Raw genomic sequence first — 22846 nt, 5'->3', positions numbered from 1 at the left:
TCTTCTGGTAAAATGAAAGGGCGAGCCACACGTGGCGGCTGCGAGGCGGTTGCACCGCCTCGAATGGAGACGGCGACGCCGTCTCCCTGCCGCCACGGTTTGAGGAGGTCGGCAACGCCGACCTCCCCTTTCGGGAACCCCGACGAAGCAAGCACTGCAGAGCCTGAAAGGCTCGAAGCGCGCAGCGAGTCGCGGGACCGAAACTGGTGAGGGCTTTCAGGGCAGTCTCACTCTGGACAGATCCTTATCTGAACACTACCGGTTGCTCCACCCAAGGTATTTTGCCAGCAGCGACCGCCCTTGGAACACCGTGTCTTTGTTCGGACTGAGATCCGCCGTGAACCGTCGTCTCTCCCCGGCGGGGCTGATCGTGGCGGTGATCGGGTTCGGCCTGACTCGCGTTACCGTGACGTTCACCGTCGGAGAGCAACCGTTGCGGTTTGCCTTCGCGGGCGTCGTCCCACTGACGCTCGGGCTCACGCTGTCGGCGTTCGGGGTTGCGCTGACCGTCGGGTCGTTCGATCGACGCTACGTCCGAACCACGGCCCTCTGGACCGTGATCGGAACGGCGACCATGTTCCTGCTCGTGGTCCTGACGCTGATGGGATCGGGCGTCGATGAGATGGGAGAAATCGCCGGTGTGCAATGGCAACCAGCGCTGTCGAACTTCCTGATCGGCGGGGCGATCGGGGGCGCACTGACGGGTATCTATGCGGCCGAGAACCGTCGCCAGCGCGGGGAACTCAAACAGCAGACCGACCGCCTGGAGATTCTCAACCGAAGTCTGCGCGATCGGGTTCTCAACGCCGTGCTGGTGATCGACGGTCAGATCGGTATTCTCAGCGAACGCGACGATCCGGAGCTGCAAGATCGCGTCGTCGAGACAGTACAGACCCAGTCGAACGGTATCCAGCGGACCGTCGAAGACGTCAAACACCTGGCTCGCACGACCGAAAGTGCCAGGCGCGGACTCGACGCGATGGACGTAACGACGACGGTCGATCGGGCTGTCGACACTGTCTCCGAGGAAGTGGCGCAATGTTCCTACGAGGTCCAACGCCGGCCGAACGAATCGGTGACGGTCTGGGGCAACGAAATGCTCGTCCGCGCGATCGAGCACGTCCTCCGGCGGGGGACCGACCGCGACAATGGCCCCACGCAGGTTTCGATCGCCATCGAGTACGACGATCGATTTGCCCATCTCCGGATCACGGACGACGGAGCGGCGTTGACCAACTCCCAGCGGGCAATCCTCGAAGAGGGGACCAGCGGCGACTACGACGACCCGGCAAGCGGATTCGGGCTCAACGTCGTCAGGCTTGTCCTCGATACGATCGGCGGCCACGCCGAAACGAGCGACGATGGCGAGACGACCACGATCGATCTGGCGATCCCGCTGGCATCAACCGGGACTCACCCCGGGCGATCGACTGTCCGGGCCGCCGATTCTTTCGGCGTTTCCCGTGTCGAAATGGGGATGGCTGTCGTGGCGTCGCTGGTCGCCGGCGTCACGATGGGCGTCGTCGGGCAGGCGACATCGGGTGTGGTACCGATCATCGGGTCGCTGTACGGGAGCGCCCAGCCACTCGTCGGCTGGATTACCCACGAGTTCCACAGCGTCGTCTTCGGGTTGATGTACGCTGGAATCCTCGCGTCCGTCCCCGACCCCTACGCCGAAGACGTCAGATGGTGTCTGGCAGTCGGGATGGGGTGGGCGATCGTCCTCTGGCTCGTCGCCGCAGGCGTCATTATGCCGCTGTGGTTGCGCCTCGTCGGCGAGCCGGCGATGCTGCCGAGCCTGTCGCTTCCGTCGTTGCTCACCCACCTGATCTGGGGCGCGACGATGAGTGTGCTGTACATCGGGGGACGGACACTGATGGATCGAGAGACAGCAAGTTCGGACTGACCGCGTCGCTGTGGCCGTGCGGAGCTGACTTTTGACCCGTGGCATGAGCCAACCGAATCGCCGTCAAGCGCACCACGGTAATCGACCGGAAGCGCTCACGATTTGGCCGGTCAGTTTCCGAGTTGACGAGCAGATACCGCGCCATCCACCATTGATATAGCGGAATGTGGTTTATTGGTCCGATCCTGACGTTTTTATCGCTGTCCGAACCAAGGGGTAGCGATGGCACCCGTGCCGAAACTCGCCGATCGAGCCGCGGAGTGTGCCGATCGCCTTCGACGGGCCGAAGCAGTACTCCTGGCCTCGCACATCGATGCTGACGGATTGACGAGTGCCGGGATCGCCACGACGGCCCTCGAACGGGCGGGCATCCCCACCACCACGGTTTTCAAAAACCAGCTCGACGACGAGGAAATCGCGTCGATCGCCGCACGAGACTTTCAGACGGTGCTTTTCACCGACTTCGGGAGCGGCCAACTCGACGTGATCGCGAACCACGAGCAGCACGGTGATTTCGAACCGGTCGTGGTCGACCACCACCAGCCGGCCGACGCCGAGACGCGCTATCACCTCAATCCCCTCCTCGAAGGGATCGACGGCGCATCCGAACTCTCGGGGGCTGGGGCAAGTTACCTCCTCGCACGCGCGTTGGAGGAAGACGAACAGGACAACCGTGACCTCGCCGCGCTCGCGGTGGTCGGGGCCGTCGGCGACATGCAGGCCGTCGGGGGCGAGCTCGTCGGGGCCAACCGGGCGATCGTCGAGGACGGAATGGAAGCCGGCGTTCTCGAGGAGGCGACCGACATCGCGCTGTATGGCAAACAGACCCGACCGCTGCCGAAGCTGCTCGAATACGCCGATCAACCCCAGATTCCCGGGGTTTCGGGCGACGAAGCCGGCGCGATCGACTTCCTGGAATCGCTCGGGATCGATCTCGAAGTGGATGGCGAGTGGCGTCGATGGGTCGATCTCTCCGCAGAAGAGCGTCAGACGGTCGTCAGCGGGCTCGTCCAGCGCGGTGTCGAGCGAGGCGTGCCGGCGGACCGGATCGACTCACTCGTCGGGACGAGTTATACGCTCTCAGAGGAGACGCAGGGCACGGAACTTCGGGACGCAAGCGAGTTCTCGACCCTTCTCAACGCGACCGCACGCTATGAACGCGCCGACGTGGGGCTGGCAGTCTGTCTCGGCGACCGCGAGCAAGCCCTCGAACGCGCCCGTCGATTGCTCGCGAATCACCGGCGGAACCTTTCGGAGGGCCTTGAGTACGTCCGCGAGAACGGCGTCGAATCGGGCGAGACAGTCCAGTGGTTCGACGCCGACGACGCTATCCGGGAGACGATCGTCGGGATCGTCGCCGGCATGGCACTCGGACTCCCCGGCGTCGACCGCGAACGGCCGATCGTCGCCTTCGCCCGGAAGTCCGAGGACGAGCGGAAGGTTTCGGCCCGGGGGACAGCTACGCTCGTTCGCCAGGGGCTGGACCTCTCGGATTCGATCCACACGGCGAGCGTCGCAGTGGGTGGGGACGGCGGGGGCCACGACATCGCCGCCGGCGCGACGATCCCGGCGGCCCGCCGAGAGGAGTTCATCGACCGGCTCGAGAGCGCTATCGCCGAGCAACTGGCCTGAAATCCGCGGATGACCGACGAATATCTCGCCAGTGAGCTGTCTGTCTGCCACCGCATAAATCATATTACGCTATAGCAAATACAGTGGGCCGGTCGAGAAGCGAGTTCGGCTCGTTCGAGTCAGGACGCGGACCTCTTCGGCGATCTCAAACAGAAAGCGGCATAAAGCGCCCACACATTTTCGTCAGTATGGGTCGAACCCATTCGATTCCGGGCGCCACCTCAAGCAGGCGGCGTGACTGGGATCAACCGATGGTGCCCCACCGACAGCCGCGGGCACGCCGACGGGCACGGGTTCACGATCAACGCTCCTTCTCACCGTCTCTTGGCTGTTGTCGCTGTTGTTGATACGCTGCGTGGCGGCTCGCATCGGCGATCAGTGATTCAATACAGCCTAGAGACATGACGACACACCACGAACCTGCGACATCCGTACTCGAAACGATCGGCCGAACACCCCTTGTCGAACTCGACAGCGTCGACGGGGCGGAGATATACGCGAAGGTGGAGACGTTCAACCCGGGCGGCAGCGTCAAGGACCGGATCGGCAAGCACATCGTCGAACAATTGCTGGAGCGTGGGGCGGTCCCACCCGGTGGGACGATCGTCGAGCCGACAGCCGGCAACACCGGCATCGGGATGGCGATCGCGGCCGGCCGACACGACCTCGACGCGGTCTTCGTCGTTCCGGAGGGCTTCAGCCCGGAGAAGGAACGGTTGATGGCCGCCCTCGGCGGCGAGATCGTCCACGTGCCGGGCGAGGGCGGGATGGACGGCGCGATCGAGCGCGCACACGAGATCGCCGAAGGCAGAGACGACGCTACCGTCCCCCAACAGTTTTCGACGCCGCTGAACGTCGAGGCCCACTACCGGACGACCGGGCCGGAGATCCTCGAAGCCCTCGACGGCGAGGCCGGGGCGATCGTCGTCGGCGTGGGATCGGGTGGGACCCTGACGGGGATCACTCGCGCCGTCCGCGAGCACGTCCCGGCCGTCCACGTCGTCGCCGTCGAACCGGCGGGGTCGACGTTCGGCACACTGGTCGGGAAGCCGCGCGAGGAGAAGCCATACAAGACGGAGGGGATCGGGACACACGACCCCGGAGTCACGGAGCTGCTGGAGTCCGACGAGATCGACGACTTCCTGACGGTCGGGGATCGGGAAGCCCACGCCGAAGTACAGCGCCTCGCCGCCGAGGAGGGACACCTCGTGGGATCCAGTTCCGGGGCAGCGAGTGTGGCCGCCCGGCGGGTGGCCAGAGAGATTGCGGCGGGCGACCGGGACGCGCCCCATGACACCGTCGTGACCGTCTTCCCGGACGGGAGCGAGCGATATCTCTCGAAGAACATCTATGGGGCGTTCGACGAGTGGGAGGGAAAGGAATGATCGACGAGAGTGACAGCGAGCCGACGGCGTTCGAGACGCGGGCGATCCACGCCAGGTGGGAGCCCGACGCCGAAACAGGCGCGATCATGCCACCGATCTACGCCTCATCGACGTTCGCCCAGGACGCCCCCGGCCAGGACCGCGGCTACGAATACTCCCGGACGGGGAATCCGACGCGGACGGCCCTGGAGGACAACCTTGCCAGCCTCGAAGGCGGCTCTCATGGGCGGGCGTTCGCGAGTGGGATGGCCGCGATCAATACGGTCCTGAACCTGCTCGAAGCCGGCGACCACGTCGTCGTCGGCCAGGATGTCTACGGCGGGACCCACCGGCTGTTCACACAGGTCTACGAGGACTACGACCTCGAATTCTCATTCGTCGACGCGACCGACCCCGACGAGTTGGATGCGGCGATGCGACCCACGACCGAACTCGTCTGGATCGAGACGCCGACGAACCCGCTCATGCGGGTGCTGGATATCGAGGCCGTCGCACGCGTCACCCACGCGAACGACGCGCTGCTCGCGGTCGACAATACGTTCGCGACGCCGTATCTCCAGCGGCCGATCGAGCACGGCGGGGACATCGTCGCCCACTCGCTGACGAAATACCTCGGCGGTCACTCCGACGTCGTCGGCGGCGCACTGGTCACCGACGACGCCGAACTGGACGAGCGACTGGGCTTCTACCAGAACAGCGTCGGGGCGACGCCGGACCCCTTCGCCTGTTTCCTCGTCCTCCGCGGGATCAAAACCCTCCCCGTCCGGATGGACCGCCACTCCGAGACAGCCATGGAGCTGGCATCGTGGCTCGCCGAGCAACCGGCCGTCGAAACAGTCCACTATCCGGGCCTCGCCACACATCCCCACCACGACGTTGCCACGCGACAGATGGATGACTACGGCGGGATGGTGAGTTTCGACCTCGACGCGCCACTGCAAGCGGTCGAGACGTTCGTCTCGAACACGGACGTATGCACGCTGGCCGAGAGTCTGGGGGGTGTCGAGAGCTTGATCGAACACCCGGCGTCGATGACTCACGCCGCGGTCCCGGCGGCGGAACGACGCCGAAACGGCATCACTGACGGCCTCGTTCGACTCAGCGTCGGTCTCGAAGGGGTCGGGGACCTGCGAGCCGACCTGGAGCAAGCGCTTTCAGTTGCGATCGACGGATAGGACATACCGGAACCGGTCGGCAAACGAGCGCAATCACTCGACGACGAGATGATATGGTTCCCGCGCGATCGAGGAACGGAGGTCACCGAGTTTTTCATGGTCGGTGTCGCTCGCAACGGCCATCACGGCGAATACCTCCTCGCGATCGACTTTGACGCCCGATTCGGTAAGCGCGTCGCCCGGTCGGTTTTCGAGTTCCCGGAGCGTCCCGACGCTCAGCAGGTACGGGACCGACCAGGCGGCGAGCGTATTACCGTGAGAGAGCGGCATCGTTTCGAGATAGGACTGGGCGTCATCCAGAAACGAGCGGGCGCGCGTGGCCGTGCGTTCGACCACCCGGGCAACCGAATCGCGGTTGCGCTCTGCAAGGACGTGTTCCTGGTCGACGCCCTCCGCGGCCAGCCACGTCGCCGGCAAGTAGACGTTGTTCTCCTCCTCGAAGTCCGCGTGGACGTCCTTGGCGACGTTGACGAGTTGGAGGAGCCGAGCGAACGATCCAGCAGTGTCGTACAACGCTTCGGTCCGGTCAGGTGAGACCCCATCGCGTGTGAGAAGGTTCGTGATAAGTGTCCCGACAGTCCCGGCGGCGTAGTGACAGTACCGATCGAGTTCCGCGTAGTCCGAAAGTCGGAGCCCGCCGGTGTCGGCATGTCGAGAGAGAAAATCCGCCATTCCGTCGACCATCTCCCTGACGGGCGGGACGATCGCCGCCTGAACATCCATCGGTTGATCGGCGAACGTGGTCCACACCGTCGGTGCGCGCGCGACGACCGTCCAGTCCGCCGAGCGTTCCGGTTCCGGGAGCCACGGATCGACAGCGGCCCTGAAATCGACCATCGTTTCAGGGCTGTCGGGATCGAGCGCGGCATCGTACGTGGCGAGCAGCGACACCTGCTCATCAGGCGGGATATGGCCGGCATCTTCGACGGTATCGGCGACGCGACAGAGCAGATACCCGAGCCCGATCTGGGATGCCATCGGCTCGTCGAGTGCCTCGACGGTCAGCGCAAACGTACGAGAGACCCCCTGTACAGCCTCGTAACACCACTCAAGGTCAGGGGGTGGTCCGGAATCCATTGATATCAACGTGAGGAGATAGACCCCCCAGACAAAAAAATCCGAGCACCGAGTCCCGTCAGACACAATCACTAAGTGTCGGTTCGGTGTGGGTAGGACCGACCAGATGCCGCTGCTCATCGACATCAGGAAATTGCGGGTCATCAACCAGCTGATCAAGGCCGGCGCGGAGAACGCGGCCACCTCGCTCGGATCGCTGGCCGGCGTCGACTCGACGGTCGAGATCAAGAGTCTGGCGTTCGTCGAACCACCGGATATCGCCCGGGAGATCGGAACCGATCCGATCTACAGCGCCAGCATCCGTCTCAACGAGCCGCCGTACGGGGTCTTCTTGCTTACGTTTTACGAGGAGACAGGCCGTGAAATGGCCGAGTTACTCACCGGGACGACCGTCGACGAGGAGTTCAACCAGTTACAGGAGAGCGCACTCCAGGAAGTCTGTAACATCCTCACGTCGGGCTTCATCGACGGGATCGCCAACACGCTGGGGACGACCATCGACATGGGGACGCCGACGCTCCGGTTCACCGGGGGCGAAGAGATCGCCGAGGACGCCCTCTCTCACGTTCGGGTGGACTCGTTGTCGATCGTCCTCGACAGCCTCGTGGACGTGACCGACCGTGACGAGGCGTTCAAGATCAGGCTGTTTCTGATCCCCGATCCGGGATCGTTCGTCAACCTGCTGGATCAACTCGAACTCGGGGAGATCGACGATTCCGACACCGAAGCCGATCCCGTATTTTGAGGGGGTACCTCAGTCCCGATCCCGTGTTTCGAGGAGCGTCGACGGTGTTGATTCCGTGTTTTGATGGGGGTCGGGGCCGTTGGCTTGCCCATGACACTCGCAGACGTGGCCGTAAGCAGCGTCCACCTGCTGTTCGCTGCGGTGTGGACGGGGAGCGTCGTCTTCATGACTATTGCCGTCCTGCCGGCGGCCAGGGAGGGGGCTCTCGATAGCGAACCGCTGTCGCGATTCACCACGCAGTTCAAGCGGATCGCGCGTGCGAGCGCGGTCGTGACGCTGTTGACCGGCGGTCACCAGGCGGCCAACGGATACATGGATTCCCTGTTCAGCACGACGCGGGGCCACCTCGTGGTCGGCATGGTCGTGCTGTGGCTCACCCTCGCAGCCCTCTCGGAGATCGGTGCCGCGCGACTCGCCGACGGGACGGACGAACGGAAGGTCCGCACGCCCGCTGCCGACGCGCGTCCGTTCTTCCTCGCGGCGTCAGTCGTCGCCGTGGCGCTGTTCGTCGACGCCGGCGCGCTGGTCGCACCCTGGTGAGGCGCCCGGAGACGACATCGAGAGCCGTCCCGGCCGGCAACCGCCGCGTTCCGACGGGCTTTTTTAGCGCGGCCGGTTTGATTCGGGTATGGTTGAGTTCACTGTCGCCGTGGCCGATCCGGACACGGGCGAAACCTATCAGGTCGACATTGACGGACAGGACGCGAACCGCTTCGTGGGTCGAGAACTCGGCGACGAGGTCGAGGGAAGCGCGATCGGTCTCGACGGGTTCACCCTCGAGGTGACCGGCGGCTCCGACGACGCCGGCCGTCCGCTTCGGGAAGACGTGCTCGGGCCGAACCTCAAGTCCATCCTGCTCGAAGGTGGAACCGGTTTCAACCCCGAGCGCGACGGCGAACGCAAACGCGTTACCGTTCGCGGGCGGGAGATCAGCGACGCAGTCAGGCAGGTCAACGCGACGATCGTCGAGCACGGCGACGGGGACGTCAGCGAGTTGCTCACCGCGGAGTAACAGCCGGACCGACGGAATCGTCGGGAGACCAGTGTGCCGTCCGGACCACCGGACCGGCGACGCGTTGCATTCTCTCGATTGATATTCGCACGTAACGCTCAATAGTTGGCCAATCCTATCGAGGCGTAGATAGACGAGAATCCATGTCGGAATCAGTCATCGCGGATTTCGTCGCCTCGTTCAACTCCGAACGGTCAGCCCGGTCGGAGCCGGTAAAGGGGCGGGTGCTCCTCAGTCAGAAGCGGCTGGTGCTTGCGGCCGACGAGTCAAAGACGACGATCCCGCTGTCTTCGATCTTCGACGTGGCAGTGGGGCACGTCCCGCCCGATCTCGGTGACTTCTTCGACTCGACGGTGACGATCGCCTTCGAGAAGAGTGACAGCCGGTTCGTCGCCGTCGTCGAGGCGGACGACGAGACGATCGAGAAGTTCTCGACGGTGCTGTTCAAGGCGCTGCTGAATGGAACCGACTCGACGGTACAGCACCCGGCCGAGATCGGTGGGCGGGTAACCGATGCCGAGTACGTCCCCGCGAAACTGTTCTTGCAGCCGAAGGGCGTGCAGTTCAAGCGCCAAAACGACTCCTTCACCGTGACACTCGCACAAGTCACAAAGTTCGAGCGCTCGACCAGAGAGATCGCCGGCTCCGAACGCGCCGTCCTGGCCGTCCGGCACATGCCCGACGGAGAGGCGATTACGACCGTCGCGGCGATGCCCTCCGCCCGGATGCTCAGCCTCCTCGGACGTTACCTCCGACTGGAGTACTCCGATCTGATGGGCGAACTCAAGGATATCGAGCTCTCGGACCCCGAGATCGAACTCCTGGTCGCCGTCTACTCGACGGGCGACATGGAGGGGATTCCGCTGGCGAACGTCCTCGACCGTGAGGCCAGCGAGGTGACGATGCTGGTAACCGACCTTGAGGAAAAACAACTCCTCACGACCGGCGACGCGGGACCGGCGCTGACGTCGAAAGGGCGGGTCGTCGTCAACCGCCATCTCGAAGACGTCAACGAGTAACGGGCCGGTCTGCCGGAAATCGACGGTCACTGATCGGGGATCGCGTCACTGATCGGCGATGACGTCGCTGGCGATCGAGCGACCGCGGGGTTTGAGTCCGACTTCCCGGCGGGTGCGTGTTTTCTTGACGACGCCGTGCTCGGCCAGTTGCTCGAAAATGGCCTCGACGTCCTCGACATCGAGACCCACGAAGTCGGGAATCTCGAAGGGGGAAACGCCCGAGTAAAGCGCCATCAGCACTTCCCGTTCGTCGTCGGTGAGTTCGATGTCCGAGTCGACGTGTTGATCGCCCGAGCGAAGGAGCGACGCGAGGATGGAACAGTCGCTCGGGGATCCCGAGAGGTAGGTCTTGACGCTCGTCCCGTCGATGGCGTGTTCGACTTCGAGGACGTTTCGCTGTTTTTCGAGGACGGTCCGCTCGGTCTCCTCGATCGTCCCGACGTCATCGAGGTCGATCTCGACGAACTGGCCGCTGGAGATCGCGAGTTCGACCGAGGCCTCGGAGACTTTGATGCGGGCTTTCTCCCAGGACGTGTCCTGGACGACGCCGCCCTTGACGGCGGGGTGTTTCGCGAGGACGACCTGTTGATCCAGGCGGGCGCTGTAGATCGCGGAAGCGAAGGACTCCTCGTCGGCGGGCGAGAGCAAGAAGACGTCACCGCCAGTCTGGACCGAGACGTAGCCCGAGACGTTGGCGATGGCCTTGTTGACGTTCTGTCGGGTTTTGACGCTCCGGATCTCCGCGATCGGGATCGTCTTTTTGCCGTCGTTGCTCGCCAGGACAAGCCGCTTGTTCGACAGCAAAATCCGGCCAGGGATCCACTCGACGTCGTTGAGTTTCCGGCCATTCTCGACTACCTGGACGAACTTTCCCCGACTGTCGGCGAGTTTGCGTTCGCCTTCACTCATCGGTGTCGACAACCCGTGTCGGGTGGTTGGGTGCCGGCCATATTAACGTCTCGGCCGTCTTGACAGGCGATCACAGTCGGCCTCCGAGCTTCGAGATGGCCGAGAACGCCCGTTTGCGGATCTCCTCCTCGTCGGTCTCGTCGAGCAGCGTGTCGAGCGTCTCGCGCGTCCGGTCTCCACCGATCTTGCCGAGTGCGAAGATCGCTTGCGTCCGAGCCTGAGTGGGTCGATCAGTATCAGTGACGACGTCGAGGAGTCGGTCTTCGACGCTGTCGTCGTCAAGTTCAGTCAGACTCGTCGCCGCGAACTGGGAAGTCATCTGATCGTCGTCATCGAGTGCCGTCACGATCGCGTCAAGCACTCTCTCGTCGGGTTCGGTCACGACACGGCCAAGCAGCCACGCCGTGTTCCGGCGCTGGGCGTCCTGGGTCCCTTCCTCTAAGATTTCGACCAGCGGAGCTACCACGCTCGCGTCGTCAGTCTCGCTCAGCCGGTCGACGATCGTCTCGCGGATCTCGTGGCTCTTTTGGGTCGGGACGTTCGCGAGGAGTTGAATGATCGAATAGACGGCCGTCCGCCGGACGACCGCCGCATCGTCGCCGAGCGCCCCGACCAGCGCGTCGACCGGGGTGGCGTTTTCGAAATTCCCGAAGGCGTTGACCGCGATCCGTCGGACACGCTCGGAGGGGTCGTCATAGAGGTCCAGCAGGGCCCCCAGCGCCTGGCGGTTGCCGATCTGGCCGAGCGCCTCGGCAGCTTCCCGCCGGACCACCACGGCGTCGTCCGTCAGGAGTGATTCCAGCGGGTCAGTGGCCCGGGGGTCGCCGATCGATCCGCACGCTCTGGCGGCCCGTGCACGGACCCGGGGGTCGGGGTCGGTAAACCGTCCGACCAGCGGTTCGATCGCGTCGCTATCGCCGAACTGCCCGAGCCCGTTTGCGGCTGCCATCCGGAGTTCGGGAACCTCGGCGTCGAGGGCCTTGATGAAGGCCTTCGCACGAACCCAGTCTGCCCCTTCATCGTCGAAGTCGACGCCGGCCATCGACTCGATGAGTGCCTCGATGGCGTCCTGGCCGAGTTCGTCCAGCGAGTCCACGGCTGCTGCCGTCACCGCGCTCGAATCGTCGGATTCGGCAGCCTGGACGAGCGCGCTCACGACGTCACGCCGGTCCATGTGGTCGTCGAACTCCCCAAGCATCGACGCCGTACGCGTCCGAACGTCCTCGTTGTCGCTCTCCCGGAGGAGTCTGATGAGCTCCTGGACGTCGCCTTCGCGCTGGAGTTCGAACAGTGACATGCTACGCCCTGGTGTAAATCCGGCGCTGTTTGTCGACCGATTCGAACGTCTCACGACACTGGGCCGGGATCGTCTCGGTCATCCCGATCATGAGATACCCGCCACTCCGGAGAGACTCGCTGATCGTCTCGAAAATCGGTCGCTTGTACGACGAGTCGATGTAGATGAGGAAGTTCCGACACAGCATGAGGTCGAACTCGCCCTGCGGGTCCCCGCGGATGAGATCGTGTTGCTCGAAGGAGACCATCTCCCGGATCGACTCACGGACGGTGAACGTATCGCCGTCGCGATCGATGTACGTCGAGGCGTTCGATAGCGGTTCGAGTTCGGACTCGATATCGGTCGTCTGTGACGCCTCGTAGACGCCAGCACGCGCTTCCGTCAGGATGTCCGGGTTGATGTCCGTCGCCAGGATGTCGAGTCGTCGCTCGTCGATGCGGTCGTCGTCGCTCGCCAGCATCGCCAGCGAGTACGGCTCCCGACCGTCGGCACACGGGGCGCTCCAGACCCGGACCGTCCGGTGGGTGTCAGTCAGTTCCCGGAGGACCGGGCGGAGTTGCTCCCAGGCCTCGGGGTTCCGGAAAAAGCCGGTGACGTTGATCGACAGCGAATCCAGCAGCGCGTCGGCTTCCTCGCCGTCGCGTTTCAACAACCGCTCGTAGGCACGATAGTCCTCGCTGTCAGTCCGGCGGATCCGGGCCGTGATACGTCGATCGAGGTACGCGTCGTTGTAAAAGTCCGACTCGAAGTCGAGCTCGGAGCCGATGTACTCGAGCAGCGAGGTGAACCCACGCTGTGATCCTGATCGGCGGCTCATCGTCCTCTCGGTTGGGGTTGGGTATCACTAAGCATATGCGATCACAGCGTCACGACGTCGAGGATGTGGACGATGTTTCCGTCGCCGATCACGGCAGTCCCGGAGAGACCGGGCGTCCCCGAAAGCAGGCCCTCCAGTGGCTTGACGACGACTTCCTCCTGGCTGTTGACCTCGTCACAGTGGAGGGCGACTTTGCGTTCGGACTCCCGGACGCGGATCAACATGCCGTCACCGTTTTTCGTCTCGCCCGGGACGTCGAAGGCCTCGTCGAGGTGGATGACCGGGTAGATCTCGTCGTTGTGTTTGATGACCTCGTCGCCGTTGATCTCGCGGGCTTCGGTCGCGGCAGTGATCTCGTCGACGTTCTTGATCGGGATGCCGTACTGCTCGTCGCCGACCTGGATGAACAGGACCTTCACGATCGCCATCGTCACCGGGAGGCGAAGCGAGACCGTCGTCCCCTCGCCGGATTCGCTCTCGACGTTGACCGAGCCATCGAGTTGGGAAACCGTCTCGTGGACGACGTCCATGCCGACGCCACGGCCGCTCGTGTCCGTGACCTCTTCGGCGGTCGAGAACCCGGGATGAAAGGTGAGATCGTAGATCGCCGAGTCGTCCATCCGGTCGAGTTCCTCCGCCGAGCGGATGCCCTTCTCGAGTGCCTGCTCGCGGATCGCCTCGACGTCTAAGCCCGCCCCGTCGTCCTCGACCGTGATAACGACGTGATCACGTTCGCGGGACGCCCGTAACGTAATCGAGCCCTCGCGAGGCTTGCCCTTGCGTTCGCGCTCTTCGGGCGGTTCGATCCCGTGATCGACGGCGTTCCGGAGGATGTGCATCAGCGGATCGGAGATCTCGGTCAGGATCGTCCGGTCGAGTTCGATGTCCTCGCCCTCGATCGAGAAGTCGATCTCCTTGCCGAGGTCCCGCGAGAGGTCCCGCACGAGACGGGGGAACTTCCCGACGACCTTCCGCAGCGGGATCAACCGCATGTCCATGACGGTGTTCTGGAGGCTCGCCGTGATCTTGTCGAGTTCGTTGAGCGTCTCCCCGGTCGAATCGACGTTGTTCTGTTCGGCCGCCCGGCGAAGCTTGATCCGACTCGTCACCAGTTGTTCGACCAGCCCGTGGAGATCGTCGAGTTGATCGACATCCACGCGGACGGACTTGATCTCGTCGACGGACGTGTCGGCTGCGCTCGAATTTGCCGATCCGGTGTCGGCTGACTCATTGGTCGAATCCGCCGTGTCCGCTTCCCTGACGGCCTGCGTGACGTCCTGCACCGTCGACGATTCGACGGGGCCGATATCGGCAAGCGCCGAGCCGACGGTCGATTCGTCGGCGGCGACGAACACCGAGAAGGTCTCCTCGAAGTCGCCGTTCTCGATATCGTCGGCACTTGGATCGGTCGCGACGACCTCAAGTGCGTCCTCGATGGCATCCAACGCAAGCATCGCGTCGACACCTTGCATGTTGCCGTCGCCGATGTCGACCGCGGCGAGCGTGACGGGCCCGTCCGAAGGAACGGACACGTCAACGCGATCGAGGATCGGTTCGACGTCGATCGAGTGGTCCGATACAGCCGGTCCACTGGCCGAATCGTCTGCCCCGGTGGCACCGTCCGAGCCGGACGCCGCCCCGTCGCCGGCCGTCGCACCGGCAGCGTCAGCGCCGTCTTCGATGACCGCTCGGATGTCCTCGACCCGGTCGGCTGTATCGGCGGACGATTCGCCGTGCTCTTCGATCTCGGTAACGATGGCTTCGATCTCGTCGACGCCCGCGAACACCAGATCCATGATCTCCGGTGTGACGTCCATCTCGTCCTGGCGGATGGCGTCCAAGAGATCCTCGATGGCGTGAGCCAGGTTACTTGCGTCGTCGAACCCCATCGCGCCGAAGTTCCCCTTCAGCGTGTGGGCGGTCCGGAAGATCGAATCCATCGCCGCCTGGTTGCTGGGATCCGATTCGAGTTCGAGCAACGAGTTGTTCAACTCCGTGATTGCCTCCTCGCTCTCGCGGATGAAGGCGTCGAGATATTGTTCGTCCATATGCGGTTAGTGTCCCTCCAGTTGTATCGCTTCAAGTATCCGATCCGATAGGTCATCGAGCGGGCAGATCTCGTCGACCTGTCCGGTTTCGACGGCCCGTTTCGGCATCCCGTACACTGCCGAGGACGCTTCGTCCTGGGCAAACGTCGCGCCGCCGGCAGCCTTGATCGCTCGAATGCCGGCCGCGCCGTCAGTTCCCATGCCGGTAAGAATAACGCCGACCAGTGGGTCGTCGATGACCTCGGCGGCGCTCTCCATGGTGACGTCGACCGACGGGCGGACGCTGTTGACCGGGTCCTCGTCGGTCAGGGCCACCCGGAGTCGACCGCTCCGGTAGTTCGAGACGACCATGTGCCGGCCGCCGGCAGCGACCAGCGCCTCGCCGCCGCCGATCCGGTCACCATCGCCGGCTTCCCGGACGGCGTACTCGCTTCGCTTGTTCAGCCGCGCGGCGAACCGGCCGGTAAAGTCCGTCGGCATGTGCTGGACGATGAGGATGCGCAGCTCCGCTGCGGCCGGCAGTTCCGAGAGAATCTGTTCGACGACCGTCGGCCCTCCCGTCGAGGAGCCGATCACCAGCGTCGCGTCTTCGAGAACGTCACCCGGCGCGAGGGTCGGCTCGGAACGGCTGGCCGGTTCGGTCCGACCGGCGTCGGTCGTGACGTCGACTTCGGCGACCGACAGCACCATCTCGACCAGCTGATCTTTCAGTCGCGACATCTCCATCGACACCTCGCCGCCGGGTTTGGTGAAAAAGTCGACGGCCCCTTTCTCTAAGGCCTCGAAGGTGACGTCTGCGTTCTCGTCGGTATGGGCGCTGAGCATCAGGATCGGCGTCGGCTGCTCGGCCATGATCCGCTCGACCGCCTCGATGCCGTTCATCTCGGGCATCTCGACGTCCATCGTCACAACGTCAGGGTCGTGTTCGCCGACGGCATCGATCGCCTCCCGGCCGTCTCTGGCCGTCGCGACGACCTCGATCCCACCCTCCGCAAGGATATCGGAAATGACGCTCCGCATGAAATGAGAGTCGTCGGCGACGACGGCCCGGGGCGATGATCGTGATGACATGTTCCGTGTGCTGACCTGTGTGGCGGCGGATTTAAATGTGACCGACCGAACGGCAGCCGGGTGGCCGACGTCCGAACATTGTGGCTGTCTCCGGTGAGACCTTGCTAAACAGGGCAAATAAAGACTCCGCCGTCGTAATCAACGTTGATAACCTGGTGGACACACTTAAGGTAGTTTTGCCGAAATCCACAGTAGCGCCAGTCGGTGGCAGTCGGTACCAGCAGTGAACTTCGACGCGCCGCCGGGAGGGAATATACAGATGTCAGACACGTTAGGCCAGGTACTCGAGTTCGAGCTCGGATCGGAAACGTACTGCGTGAGTATCGATCACGTCACCGAGATCGTCGATGTCGGGGATGTCACGAGCGTCCCGAACTCGCCACGGCACGTCCGGGGCGTGATGGACCTCCGTGGACGCACGACGTCGATCGTCGACCCGAAAGTCGTATTCGGCATCGATGACGAGGGGGCAGAGCGGCGGATCATCGTCTTCGATCCCGAAATCATCGAGGATCAGGAGGCGGCAGGGTGGCTCGTCGATGAGGTCAAGCAGGTCAGACAGATCGACGAGGCCGACGTCGACAGCTCGCCCGGCGGGTCCGACTCGGCGTCGATCAAGGGCGTCGTCAAGCGCGAGGACGGATTTATCATCTGGGTCGATCCGGTCGCGGTACATGCCGAGTAAAACGGTTATTTAGCTGAGACGATCTGGAAGCCTTTTTCAGTGATGGCACCCCAACGTGGCATAGATGGCAACGCCCACGGGGTATCCACGATGGTAGAACTCACCGAAACTGGCATTGACGGACTCGATTCGATTCTCAACGGCGGCATCGTCACGAACTCGACGACGCTGGTTGTCGGGACGCCAGGGGCCGGCAAGAGTATCCTCGGTCTGCAGTTCATATACAACGGCGTCAGGGAGTCCGACGAACGCGGCATCTTCCTGTCTTTCGAGGAAAACCGTGAGGACCTCAAAGCGGCGGCCGAGTCGATCGGGTTCGACCAGTGGGCCGAATTCGAGGACCGCGGCGACATCAAAGTCTACGACAAGCGACGGCTGCTACAGGAGAACAACTTCACCGACACGCTCGACATCCTCCTCGATGACATCCAGGACGGCGAGTACGACCGACTCGTGTTGGACTCGCTTGCCATGTTCGAGTTGTTCTTCGACGACGACGCCGAGCGCCGGACCTATCTGCTGAAGTTCACAGACATCCTGAAACAGAACGGCCTCACCAGCCTGTTGACCAACGAGCAATCCTCCGTGTTCCCCGACACCGACATCGGCCTGGAGAACTTCCTGACGGATGGCAACATCTACCTCATTCAGACCCCGACGGAATCGGGCGTTAATCGGTACGTCTGGGTCGCGAAAATGCGAAAACAGGAGATCGAGACGGATATTTTCCCGATGGAGATCGCCCACGGCGGCATTCAGGTGCACGACAACGCGAGTGCGTTCTCGATGATGAACGACTCCGAGTCACCACTGTGAATGAGCGGATGAACGACTCCGAGCCACCGCTGTGAATGGGCGGGCGAGCCGCCTCGAAGTTCTGGGTCCAACCACACATCAGTCGCTGGTCACATCCGAACGGGAGCCACCACCAACGGAAACCCGGAATGTGAATCCTCACCCTATTTCGGACCGTATCACTCGTTGATTCCGCATTCTAATTGGTGAGAACGATGGGTAAAGCCACGCTGGCGGGCGCTCGTGACAGAATCAAAATATGACTTGCGATAGCTGTTTCACCGCGTTTTCATCGTCGATACTTTTATTTTCGGCCTGATTCATTATCTGATAACGATGGCATCGGTCGAGTTACTGCGGACGCTGGGGAACAAGTACAGCGCCGAGATATTGGACGCGACCGACGAGCCAAAGTCGGCACAGGACCTGAGCGACGAACTCGACATCCCGATCGCGACGTGCTATCGGCGCATCGACGAGCTCACCGAGCATGATTTGCTGGAACTCCACGATAATGTCCTCTCGGACGATCGACGACGGATCAAAGTCTACCGGCGAAACGTCGATTCGATCGAGGTCGGATTCGACGAGTCGCTGATGGTCGACGTCGAAGAACGCTCGGAAGTGACGAACAAACTCGACGAGGCGTGGCGGACGCTCTCGGAGTCGTAATTCGTGAACCAAGCGGACCGACGCCATCTACGATACCGGAGCTCCAGGCCGCTGTCGATCGTTATCAAAGCAGATATTTTCGAGGAATGATTTAATACGGGTGCTCGGAAACCCTCTGATAGTGCCAGTACTTGAACTCCTCTATGCGGTTTTGACCCTCGTCTTCGTAGTTGCGGGACTCACGATGGTCGGCATGGCAGTACGTGCGTACGCCCAGACATCACGTCGAGCGATGTTACACCTCTCGCTTGGGTTCGCCCTGGCAGTGGCCGGTGCGGCGGCCACGATGATCAGCGCGTTCGTGACTGACTTCGATGGCACGCGCGGACTCCTGTTGGTCAACAGCGGGTTGACGACCTTCGGCTATCTCTTCGTGATGTACAGTCTCGTCACCTACGAAGCGTGAGTGGTCAGGACCACGAAACTAGTACCGTGTGGAGATCCCCCCGGATGTTCCCTTCCGGGAAACCTGTCCCGTTCCACATTCTCACCTATTGAACCAGTGGTTTTCATCCGTGTATTCCGGTTTTCAGAAGAGATAATTTGGAAGTTATTCTTAAGAGGGTGTACGGGAACATTCGAAGTAGAGTCTGGGAGCAACCCAGGCGGAGCACACAATGTTCGAACGCAAAAGCGACAAACCGAACGAGCGAGCCCAGGTCGGGATCGGCACACTCATCGTCTTCATCGCGATGGTGCTGGTCGCCGCGATCGCCGCGGGCGTGCTGATCAACACGGCCGGGTTTCTCCAGAGTAGCGCGGAAGAAAGTGGCGAACAGGCAGCCGAGCAGGTTACCAATCGGCTGGTCCACGTCGGAACGCAGGGTGTTGTTGAGGGAACCAGTCCTGCGCAGGTCGGCCACGTTAACATGACAACCCGACTTGCATCTGGGGCTGATGCCGTAAATCTGGAAGAAATGACGATCCAGTGGACCCAGGCAGGTGGTGCGTACAAGTTAGTTGCCAACAGTAATACGGATGAAGCTGACGCCAACGACGAAACCTTCAGATACACCACATTCCAGGATGACGATGGCTCGATAAGCGCTGACGACACCTTGAACTCGCAGCAAGATCGTGCGGTGTTGTTGTTCAACCTCAGTGATTCGGGTACGATGCAGTCTCTAGATGGTGGCGACACGGCCACGATCACGATGAGTACCTCTTCGGGCGGTGAGACCACGACGACGTTGGTCGTGCCTGACTCGCTCTCGGGTAAATCCGCAGTCAACCTCTAAGCTACACGTCTTTTTGCTTTCGTCGGATCGCAGCGTGACGGGACATGATAGACGGAATCTCGCCGATTACACTGCCGTCACGCCGACGGAGTTATAGGAATCCGACATAGAGTATCACACATGCCACCAGGGGACGACAACGACGAAGACGACGGTCGCGTGCTCGCCCCCGAGGAGCTCGACATCTCCGACGACGAGCATGTCGCGGAGATCGAAGACGGTCGGTACGTCGTTTCCCCGAACGATCCGATCGGCGACGTCGACGGGATCGAAACGAGCGAGACGACCACAGAGTCGTCGCCCAGCCAACCGGCAGGCGACACCGACGAGGAACCCGAACAACAGTCGCCACCGCCGTCGCACGAAGCCAGTGATACCTCGCAATCGTCGGGCGAGCCGTGGCAGGACGACGCGACCGCCACGGGCGAACTAACTGAAGCGGACGTCGAGGCGTGGCTGCGTGACTCGTTCAACACGGCGGACTCCCGGTACGGCTTTCACGTCACGGCGACCTTCGACGGCCGGGTGTCCCAGCGCCGGATGATGTCCAACGACGTGGTGACGATCTTCGAGAGCCTGATCCTGTGGTACGCCCAGCACATCGACAGCGAGACGCCCGTCGAGGAGATCCTCGGCATCCTGCTCACCGAATCGAACGTCCCGATCAGTTACCCGACGGAAAGTCTCTCGGCAGCGATCAAGGCTCGGGGGCTCGGCCCGGACGATACGATCGGGGAACTCATGGAAGCGATCGGCGAGGACGGTTTCGAACTCTGAGATGGCCCGGGCGTTCGATCCACTGTTCGGCGATCCGGTCAGTCTGAGCCAGCAGTTGCTGATCGGCGTCGTGATCGTCACACTCGTGTTCTCCGGCCCGCTCGTGCCCGGACTGTCCTTCGGCGGAAGCGGTCCGCCGGCGACGATCGGCGACGGTAACGCGACGGTCTCGACCGTGGCTGTCGATGCGGACGCGGTTCAGATCACCCCGGGCCGTTTCGGGACCGCTGTCTCTTACCTCCGAATCCCTGACGCGAAGCTGTCAATCGACGCCGTCGAGGGCGAACCGCGGATCGTCTACCGCCTGGTCGTCCCGAAACTCGATGTTGACCACGCGGAGACCCGGCTGCTTGCTGGTCCCGGTGACATCACCGTCCGGCTGGACGACGTGGCGTTCGTCCCCGGACAGCTCTCGGCCGACCGCTACGACGGGGCTCTGAGCGTCCGCGTCCAGTCGTTGTCGACCGATCGAACCGTCTTCAACGAATCCGTCACGATCGAGGTGGAACAGTGAATCGGGAGCGGACGGCCGACATTCGCGAGCGGATCAGTGCACTCGGGCGAGAGGTACGTCACCGTGCCGTCCCAGTCCTGTTCGGTGATCGAGTCGGGCTGACGCTGTTTCTGGGAGTCATCGCTTCGCTGGCGGCTCTCTGGCGGGTCGGCTTTTTCATCACGGACACGTACGCCATTGCGAATACGGTCATCAACCTGTCCGAGGGTCGTCTCAACATTGCTCACATCGAATACTCGCTGACGCTGGGCTCCCAACCGGGATTGTACCGACACGGCGGGCAGGTCTTCGGCCGAAACTACGGGCAGGCAGCGCTCGCGTTGCCCTTTTACTGGCTCCTCGAAGGGGCCTCGGTAATCGCCGAATTGCGACTGGTCCTGGCAGGGGCCTGGAGCCTTCTCGTGGCTGGGTTCGCATCGCAACTCGGCCGCGTACTGGATCGGTCCCGGGTGACACTCGTGGGAACGCTGCTCGCGCTGGGGCTGTTCGTCGCGAACGTCAGGCTGTCGACGCCGCTGGATCCGCGTTGGAATGGCTTGCTCGCCCTTCAGTTGCTCTCGCTCCTGGCGGCGGGAGTCGTCGCCGTCGCAATATATCGACTCGGTTGCGAGTTCCACGGGCGACGGGTCGGCCTCGCCGGGGGATTATTGGCGGCGCTCGCCCTCCCGATCGCGTTCTGGGCGACGATCCCCAAACGCCACGTCATGTCGGCGGCGCTGATCGCGGTCGTCGTCTTCGCGTTCGGCCGGAGTCGGAACGCGGATCAAACGCTCCCGTCGCGAGCGCTGGCGTACGCCGCCGTCGGGGTGCTCGCATGGTTGCACGCCGCCGAGGCGCTGGTTGTGCTGGTGGTGCTCGTGCCGTTCGATCTCGTGACTGCGCAACGTAACGGCGTTCGAGAGTTGATGGCCGTCGGAGCCGTCTTCGTCCTCTCGCTGTTGCCGTTCGGATTGACAAATCTCCTCATTACCGGGTCACCGTTCACTCCACCACGGATGTTGTGGAAGGTTGGAAACATCGCCGAACTCGGGCCCGGGGGCGACGTGATCGTCGATACTGGTGGTGAATCCGCCCCAACGCCGGAAGGGACGACGACACCGGCTGAGACGACCACTCCCGGCGCTCCGGGCGACACCCAGGCTCCCGGACCGGGAATGTGGTCTCGGATCACTGGCTTGCTCGGTGGCGCAATTGGGCTGGTAGCTGGCGTAGTGAGCACCACGATCGGATTTCTCAACGCGGTCCTGACGGCGGTGATCGTCGGCGTCGAAGTGACCATCGCACGGCTCGGGGAGTTATGGGGTTACGCCACAGAGGGGATCAACATCGTTTTCGGGGACATCGGCCGATTCAGTCACGTCATCCTTCGAAGTGGCCACATCCCCGAGGTCCAATATGGAATCAACGATCAAGAAGCGATTGAACTGACTGTTCTGGAAGTCGCGCCGATGCTTGGGACGTTGATCGCGATCCCGATCGTCCTCGGCAAGCGAGGGCTGGAAAGCGGACGTGAGAGACTTCCCGAACAACTGGCGGCGATCCGCTCGACCCCGCGATACCAGACAGACCTCTTCGCAGGGACGCTCGTCATCGCCTTCACGCTCCTATTCCTGCCTCAGCTCCCGCTTTACTCTCAGATTACGATGCGATATCTGGTCCCGATCATGCCCGTGGCGATCTACGGCGTGATGCGACTGCCGGCCGTCCGGCGTAGTCTCAGGACGGATTTCCGAGAGTTCCTCGGGGCGTATCTCGGGACCGCAGTGATCGGAGTCGCCGGCGTCACCGTGGCGTTCGTCGCACTCGACCCGGCGATCGGCGAGGCGATGCAGTTTCACGCACTGCTGAACCTGGCGGTCGCGGGGGTCGTGGCGCTCGTGGTCGTCGTCGATACCGTCCTGGATCGCGACCTGCCAGTCGGGACAGCGATCGGGGCCGCCGGCGGGGCCGGGACGACGCTTTATGTCCTCGCCGGGATCGAATACTTCACGTATGGCGAGTTTGCACTCCCGGTCACCGAGTGGCTCTCGGCTGTGATACCGCTCTTTTGAGTTTTGGCCGACGGCAACCCG

Annotated in this window: 22 protein-coding genes; 16 read left to right on the top strand and 6 right to left on the bottom strand. The window is 62.9% G+C overall.

Annotation, left to right across the window (positions count from 1 at the left end; translation table 11 throughout):
• Positions 1 to 337 precede the first annotated feature (337 nt).
• The 4 genes from SVXhr_RS03505 (at position 338) to SVXhr_RS03490 (ending at position 6098) form a co-directional block, all read left to right on the top strand.
• The gene (locus SVXhr_RS03505; protein WP_275739501.1) at positions 338 to 1906 is read left to right on the top strand and encodes an ATP-binding protein; all 1569 of its coding nucleotides are present in this window, start codon (positions 338 to 340) and stop codon (positions 1904 to 1906) included.
• A 222-nt stretch (positions 1907 to 2128) separates the two neighbouring features.
• Positions 2129 to 3538, top strand: coding sequence for a DHH family phosphoesterase (locus SVXhr_RS03500; RefSeq protein WP_275739499.1), 1410 nt, complete (start codon positions 2129 to 2131; stop codon positions 3536 to 3538).
• Between the two features lie 401 nt (positions 3539 to 3939).
• Positions 3940 to 4923 (top strand): PLP-dependent cysteine synthase family protein, encoded by a 984-nt coding sequence (locus SVXhr_RS03495; protein ID WP_275739497.1) that lies wholly within the window; start codon positions 3940 to 3942, stop codon positions 4921 to 4923.
• On the top strand, positions 4920 to 6098 hold the full coding sequence (locus SVXhr_RS03490) for a cystathionine gamma-synthase (protein WP_275739495.1): 1179 nt from the start codon (positions 4920 to 4922) through the stop codon (positions 6096 to 6098). The genes SVXhr_RS03495 and SVXhr_RS03490 overlap by 4 nt, the downstream gene beginning before the upstream one ends.
• A gap of 33 nt (positions 6099 to 6131) precedes the next feature.
• Here the strand turns inward: SVXhr_RS03490 and SVXhr_RS03485 are convergent, their stop codons facing one another.
• Complete coding sequence (locus SVXhr_RS03485; RefSeq protein WP_275739493.1) at positions 6132 to 7175, bottom strand: phytoene/squalene synthase family protein; 1044 nt, start codon at positions 7173 to 7175, stop codon at positions 6132 to 6134.
• Between the two features lie 106 nt (positions 7176 to 7281).
• Between SVXhr_RS03485 and SVXhr_RS03480 the strand changes: the two genes are divergently transcribed.
• The 4 genes from SVXhr_RS03480 (at position 7282) to SVXhr_RS03465 (ending at position 9951) form a co-directional block, all read left to right on the top strand.
• On the top strand, positions 7282 to 7920 hold the full coding sequence (locus SVXhr_RS03480) for a chemotaxis protein CheC (RefSeq protein WP_275739491.1): 639 nt from the start codon (positions 7282 to 7284) through the stop codon (positions 7918 to 7920).
• Positions 7921 to 8010: 90 nt separating this feature from the next.
• Positions 8011 to 8460: a CopD family protein gene (locus SVXhr_RS03475; protein WP_275739489.1), complete on the top strand. Its 450-nt coding sequence runs from the start codon at positions 8011 to 8013 to the stop codon at positions 8458 to 8460.
• A gap of 88 nt (positions 8461 to 8548) precedes the next feature.
• Positions 8549 to 8932, top strand: coding sequence for a 30S ribosomal protein S6e (locus tag SVXhr_RS03470; RefSeq protein WP_275739487.1), 384 nt, complete (start codon positions 8549 to 8551; stop codon positions 8930 to 8932).
• 143 nt (positions 8933 to 9075) lie between these two features.
• Complete coding sequence (locus SVXhr_RS03465) at positions 9076 to 9951, top strand: CheF family chemotaxis protein (RefSeq protein ID WP_275739485.1); 876 nt, start codon at positions 9076 to 9078, stop codon at positions 9949 to 9951.
• A gap of 45 nt (positions 9952 to 9996) precedes the next feature.
• Here the strand turns inward: SVXhr_RS03465 and SVXhr_RS03460 are convergent, their stop codons facing one another.
• From SVXhr_RS03460 to SVXhr_RS03440, 5 genes are all read right to left on the bottom strand, one after another.
• Positions 9997 to 10860, bottom strand: coding sequence for a CheF family chemotaxis protein (locus SVXhr_RS03460; RefSeq protein WP_275739483.1), 864 nt, complete (start codon positions 10858 to 10860; stop codon positions 9997 to 9999).
• Between the two features lie 70 nt (positions 10861 to 10930).
• Positions 10931 to 12157, bottom strand: coding sequence for a HEAT repeat domain-containing protein (locus tag SVXhr_RS03455; protein ID WP_275739482.1), 1227 nt, complete (start codon positions 12155 to 12157; stop codon positions 10931 to 10933).
• Between the two features lies 1 nt (position 12158).
• Positions 12159 to 12974: a protein-glutamate O-methyltransferase CheR gene (locus SVXhr_RS03450; RefSeq protein WP_275739479.1), complete on the bottom strand. Its 816-nt coding sequence runs from the start codon at positions 12972 to 12974 to the stop codon at positions 12159 to 12161.
• A 41-nt stretch (positions 12975 to 13015) separates the two neighbouring features.
• The gene (gene cheA / locus SVXhr_RS03445; protein WP_275739476.1) at positions 13016 to 15022 is read right to left on the bottom strand and encodes a chemotaxis protein CheA; all 2007 of its coding nucleotides are present in this window, start codon (positions 15020 to 15022) and stop codon (positions 13016 to 13018) included.
• Between the two features lie 6 nt (positions 15023 to 15028).
• Entirely contained in the window at positions 15029 to 16093 is a 1065-nt protein-coding gene (locus tag SVXhr_RS03440) for a chemotaxis response regulator protein-glutamate methylesterase (protein ID WP_275739474.1), read from the bottom strand.
• A 259-nt stretch (positions 16094 to 16352) separates the two neighbouring features.
• Here SVXhr_RS03440 and SVXhr_RS03435 point away from each other — a divergent pair, with 259 nt between their 5' ends.
• The 8 genes from SVXhr_RS03435 (at position 16353) to SVXhr_RS03400 (ending at position 22825) form a co-directional block, all read left to right on the top strand.
• Entirely contained in the window at positions 16353 to 16778 is a 426-nt protein-coding gene (locus tag SVXhr_RS03435) for a chemotaxis protein CheW (protein ID WP_275739472.1), read from the top strand.
• A gap of 90 nt (positions 16779 to 16868) precedes the next feature.
• Positions 16869 to 17594, top strand: a complete 726-nt coding sequence (locus SVXhr_RS03430) for an ATPase domain-containing protein (protein WP_275739470.1) — start codon at positions 16869 to 16871, stop codon at positions 17592 to 17594.
• 315 nt (positions 17595 to 17909) lie between these two features.
• Positions 17910 to 18245 (top strand): helix-turn-helix domain-containing protein, encoded by a 336-nt coding sequence (locus tag SVXhr_RS03425; RefSeq protein WP_275739467.1) that lies wholly within the window; start codon positions 17910 to 17912, stop codon positions 18243 to 18245.
• A gap of 121 nt (positions 18246 to 18366) precedes the next feature.
• Positions 18367 to 18651, top strand: a complete 285-nt coding sequence (locus SVXhr_RS03420; protein WP_275739465.1) for a hypothetical protein — start codon at positions 18367 to 18369, stop codon at positions 18649 to 18651.
• Positions 18652 to 18862: 211 nt separating this feature from the next.
• Positions 18863 to 19483 carry an archaellin/type IV pilin N-terminal domain-containing protein gene (locus SVXhr_RS03415; protein ID WP_275739463.1) on the top strand — a complete coding sequence of 207 codons (621 nt, stop codon included), beginning with the start codon at positions 18863 to 18865 and terminating at the stop codon, positions 19481 to 19483.
• Positions 19484 to 19603: 120 nt separating this feature from the next.
• Positions 19604 to 20260: a hypothetical protein gene (locus SVXhr_RS03410; protein WP_275739461.1), complete on the top strand. Its 657-nt coding sequence runs from the start codon at positions 19604 to 19606 to the stop codon at positions 20258 to 20260.
• A 1-nt stretch (position 20261) separates the two neighbouring features.
• Positions 20262 to 20774: a hypothetical protein gene (locus tag SVXhr_RS03405; RefSeq protein ID WP_275739459.1), complete on the top strand. Its 513-nt coding sequence runs from the start codon at positions 20262 to 20264 to the stop codon at positions 20772 to 20774.
• On the top strand, positions 20771 to 22825 hold the full coding sequence (locus SVXhr_RS03400; RefSeq protein ID WP_275739457.1) for a hypothetical protein: 2055 nt from the start codon (positions 20771 to 20773) through the stop codon (positions 22823 to 22825). Before SVXhr_RS03405 ends, SVXhr_RS03400 begins: the two co-directional genes overlap by 4 nt.
• Positions 22826 to 22846: the final 21 nt, after the last annotated feature.

It is taken from the genome of Halorhabdus sp. SVX81, from assembly GCF_029207715.1.
In the GTDB taxonomy this organism is placed as follows: domain Archaea; phylum Halobacteriota; class Halobacteria; order Halobacteriales; family Haloarculaceae; genus Halorhabdus.
This window is presented reverse-complemented; position numbering and strand designations above follow the sequence as displayed.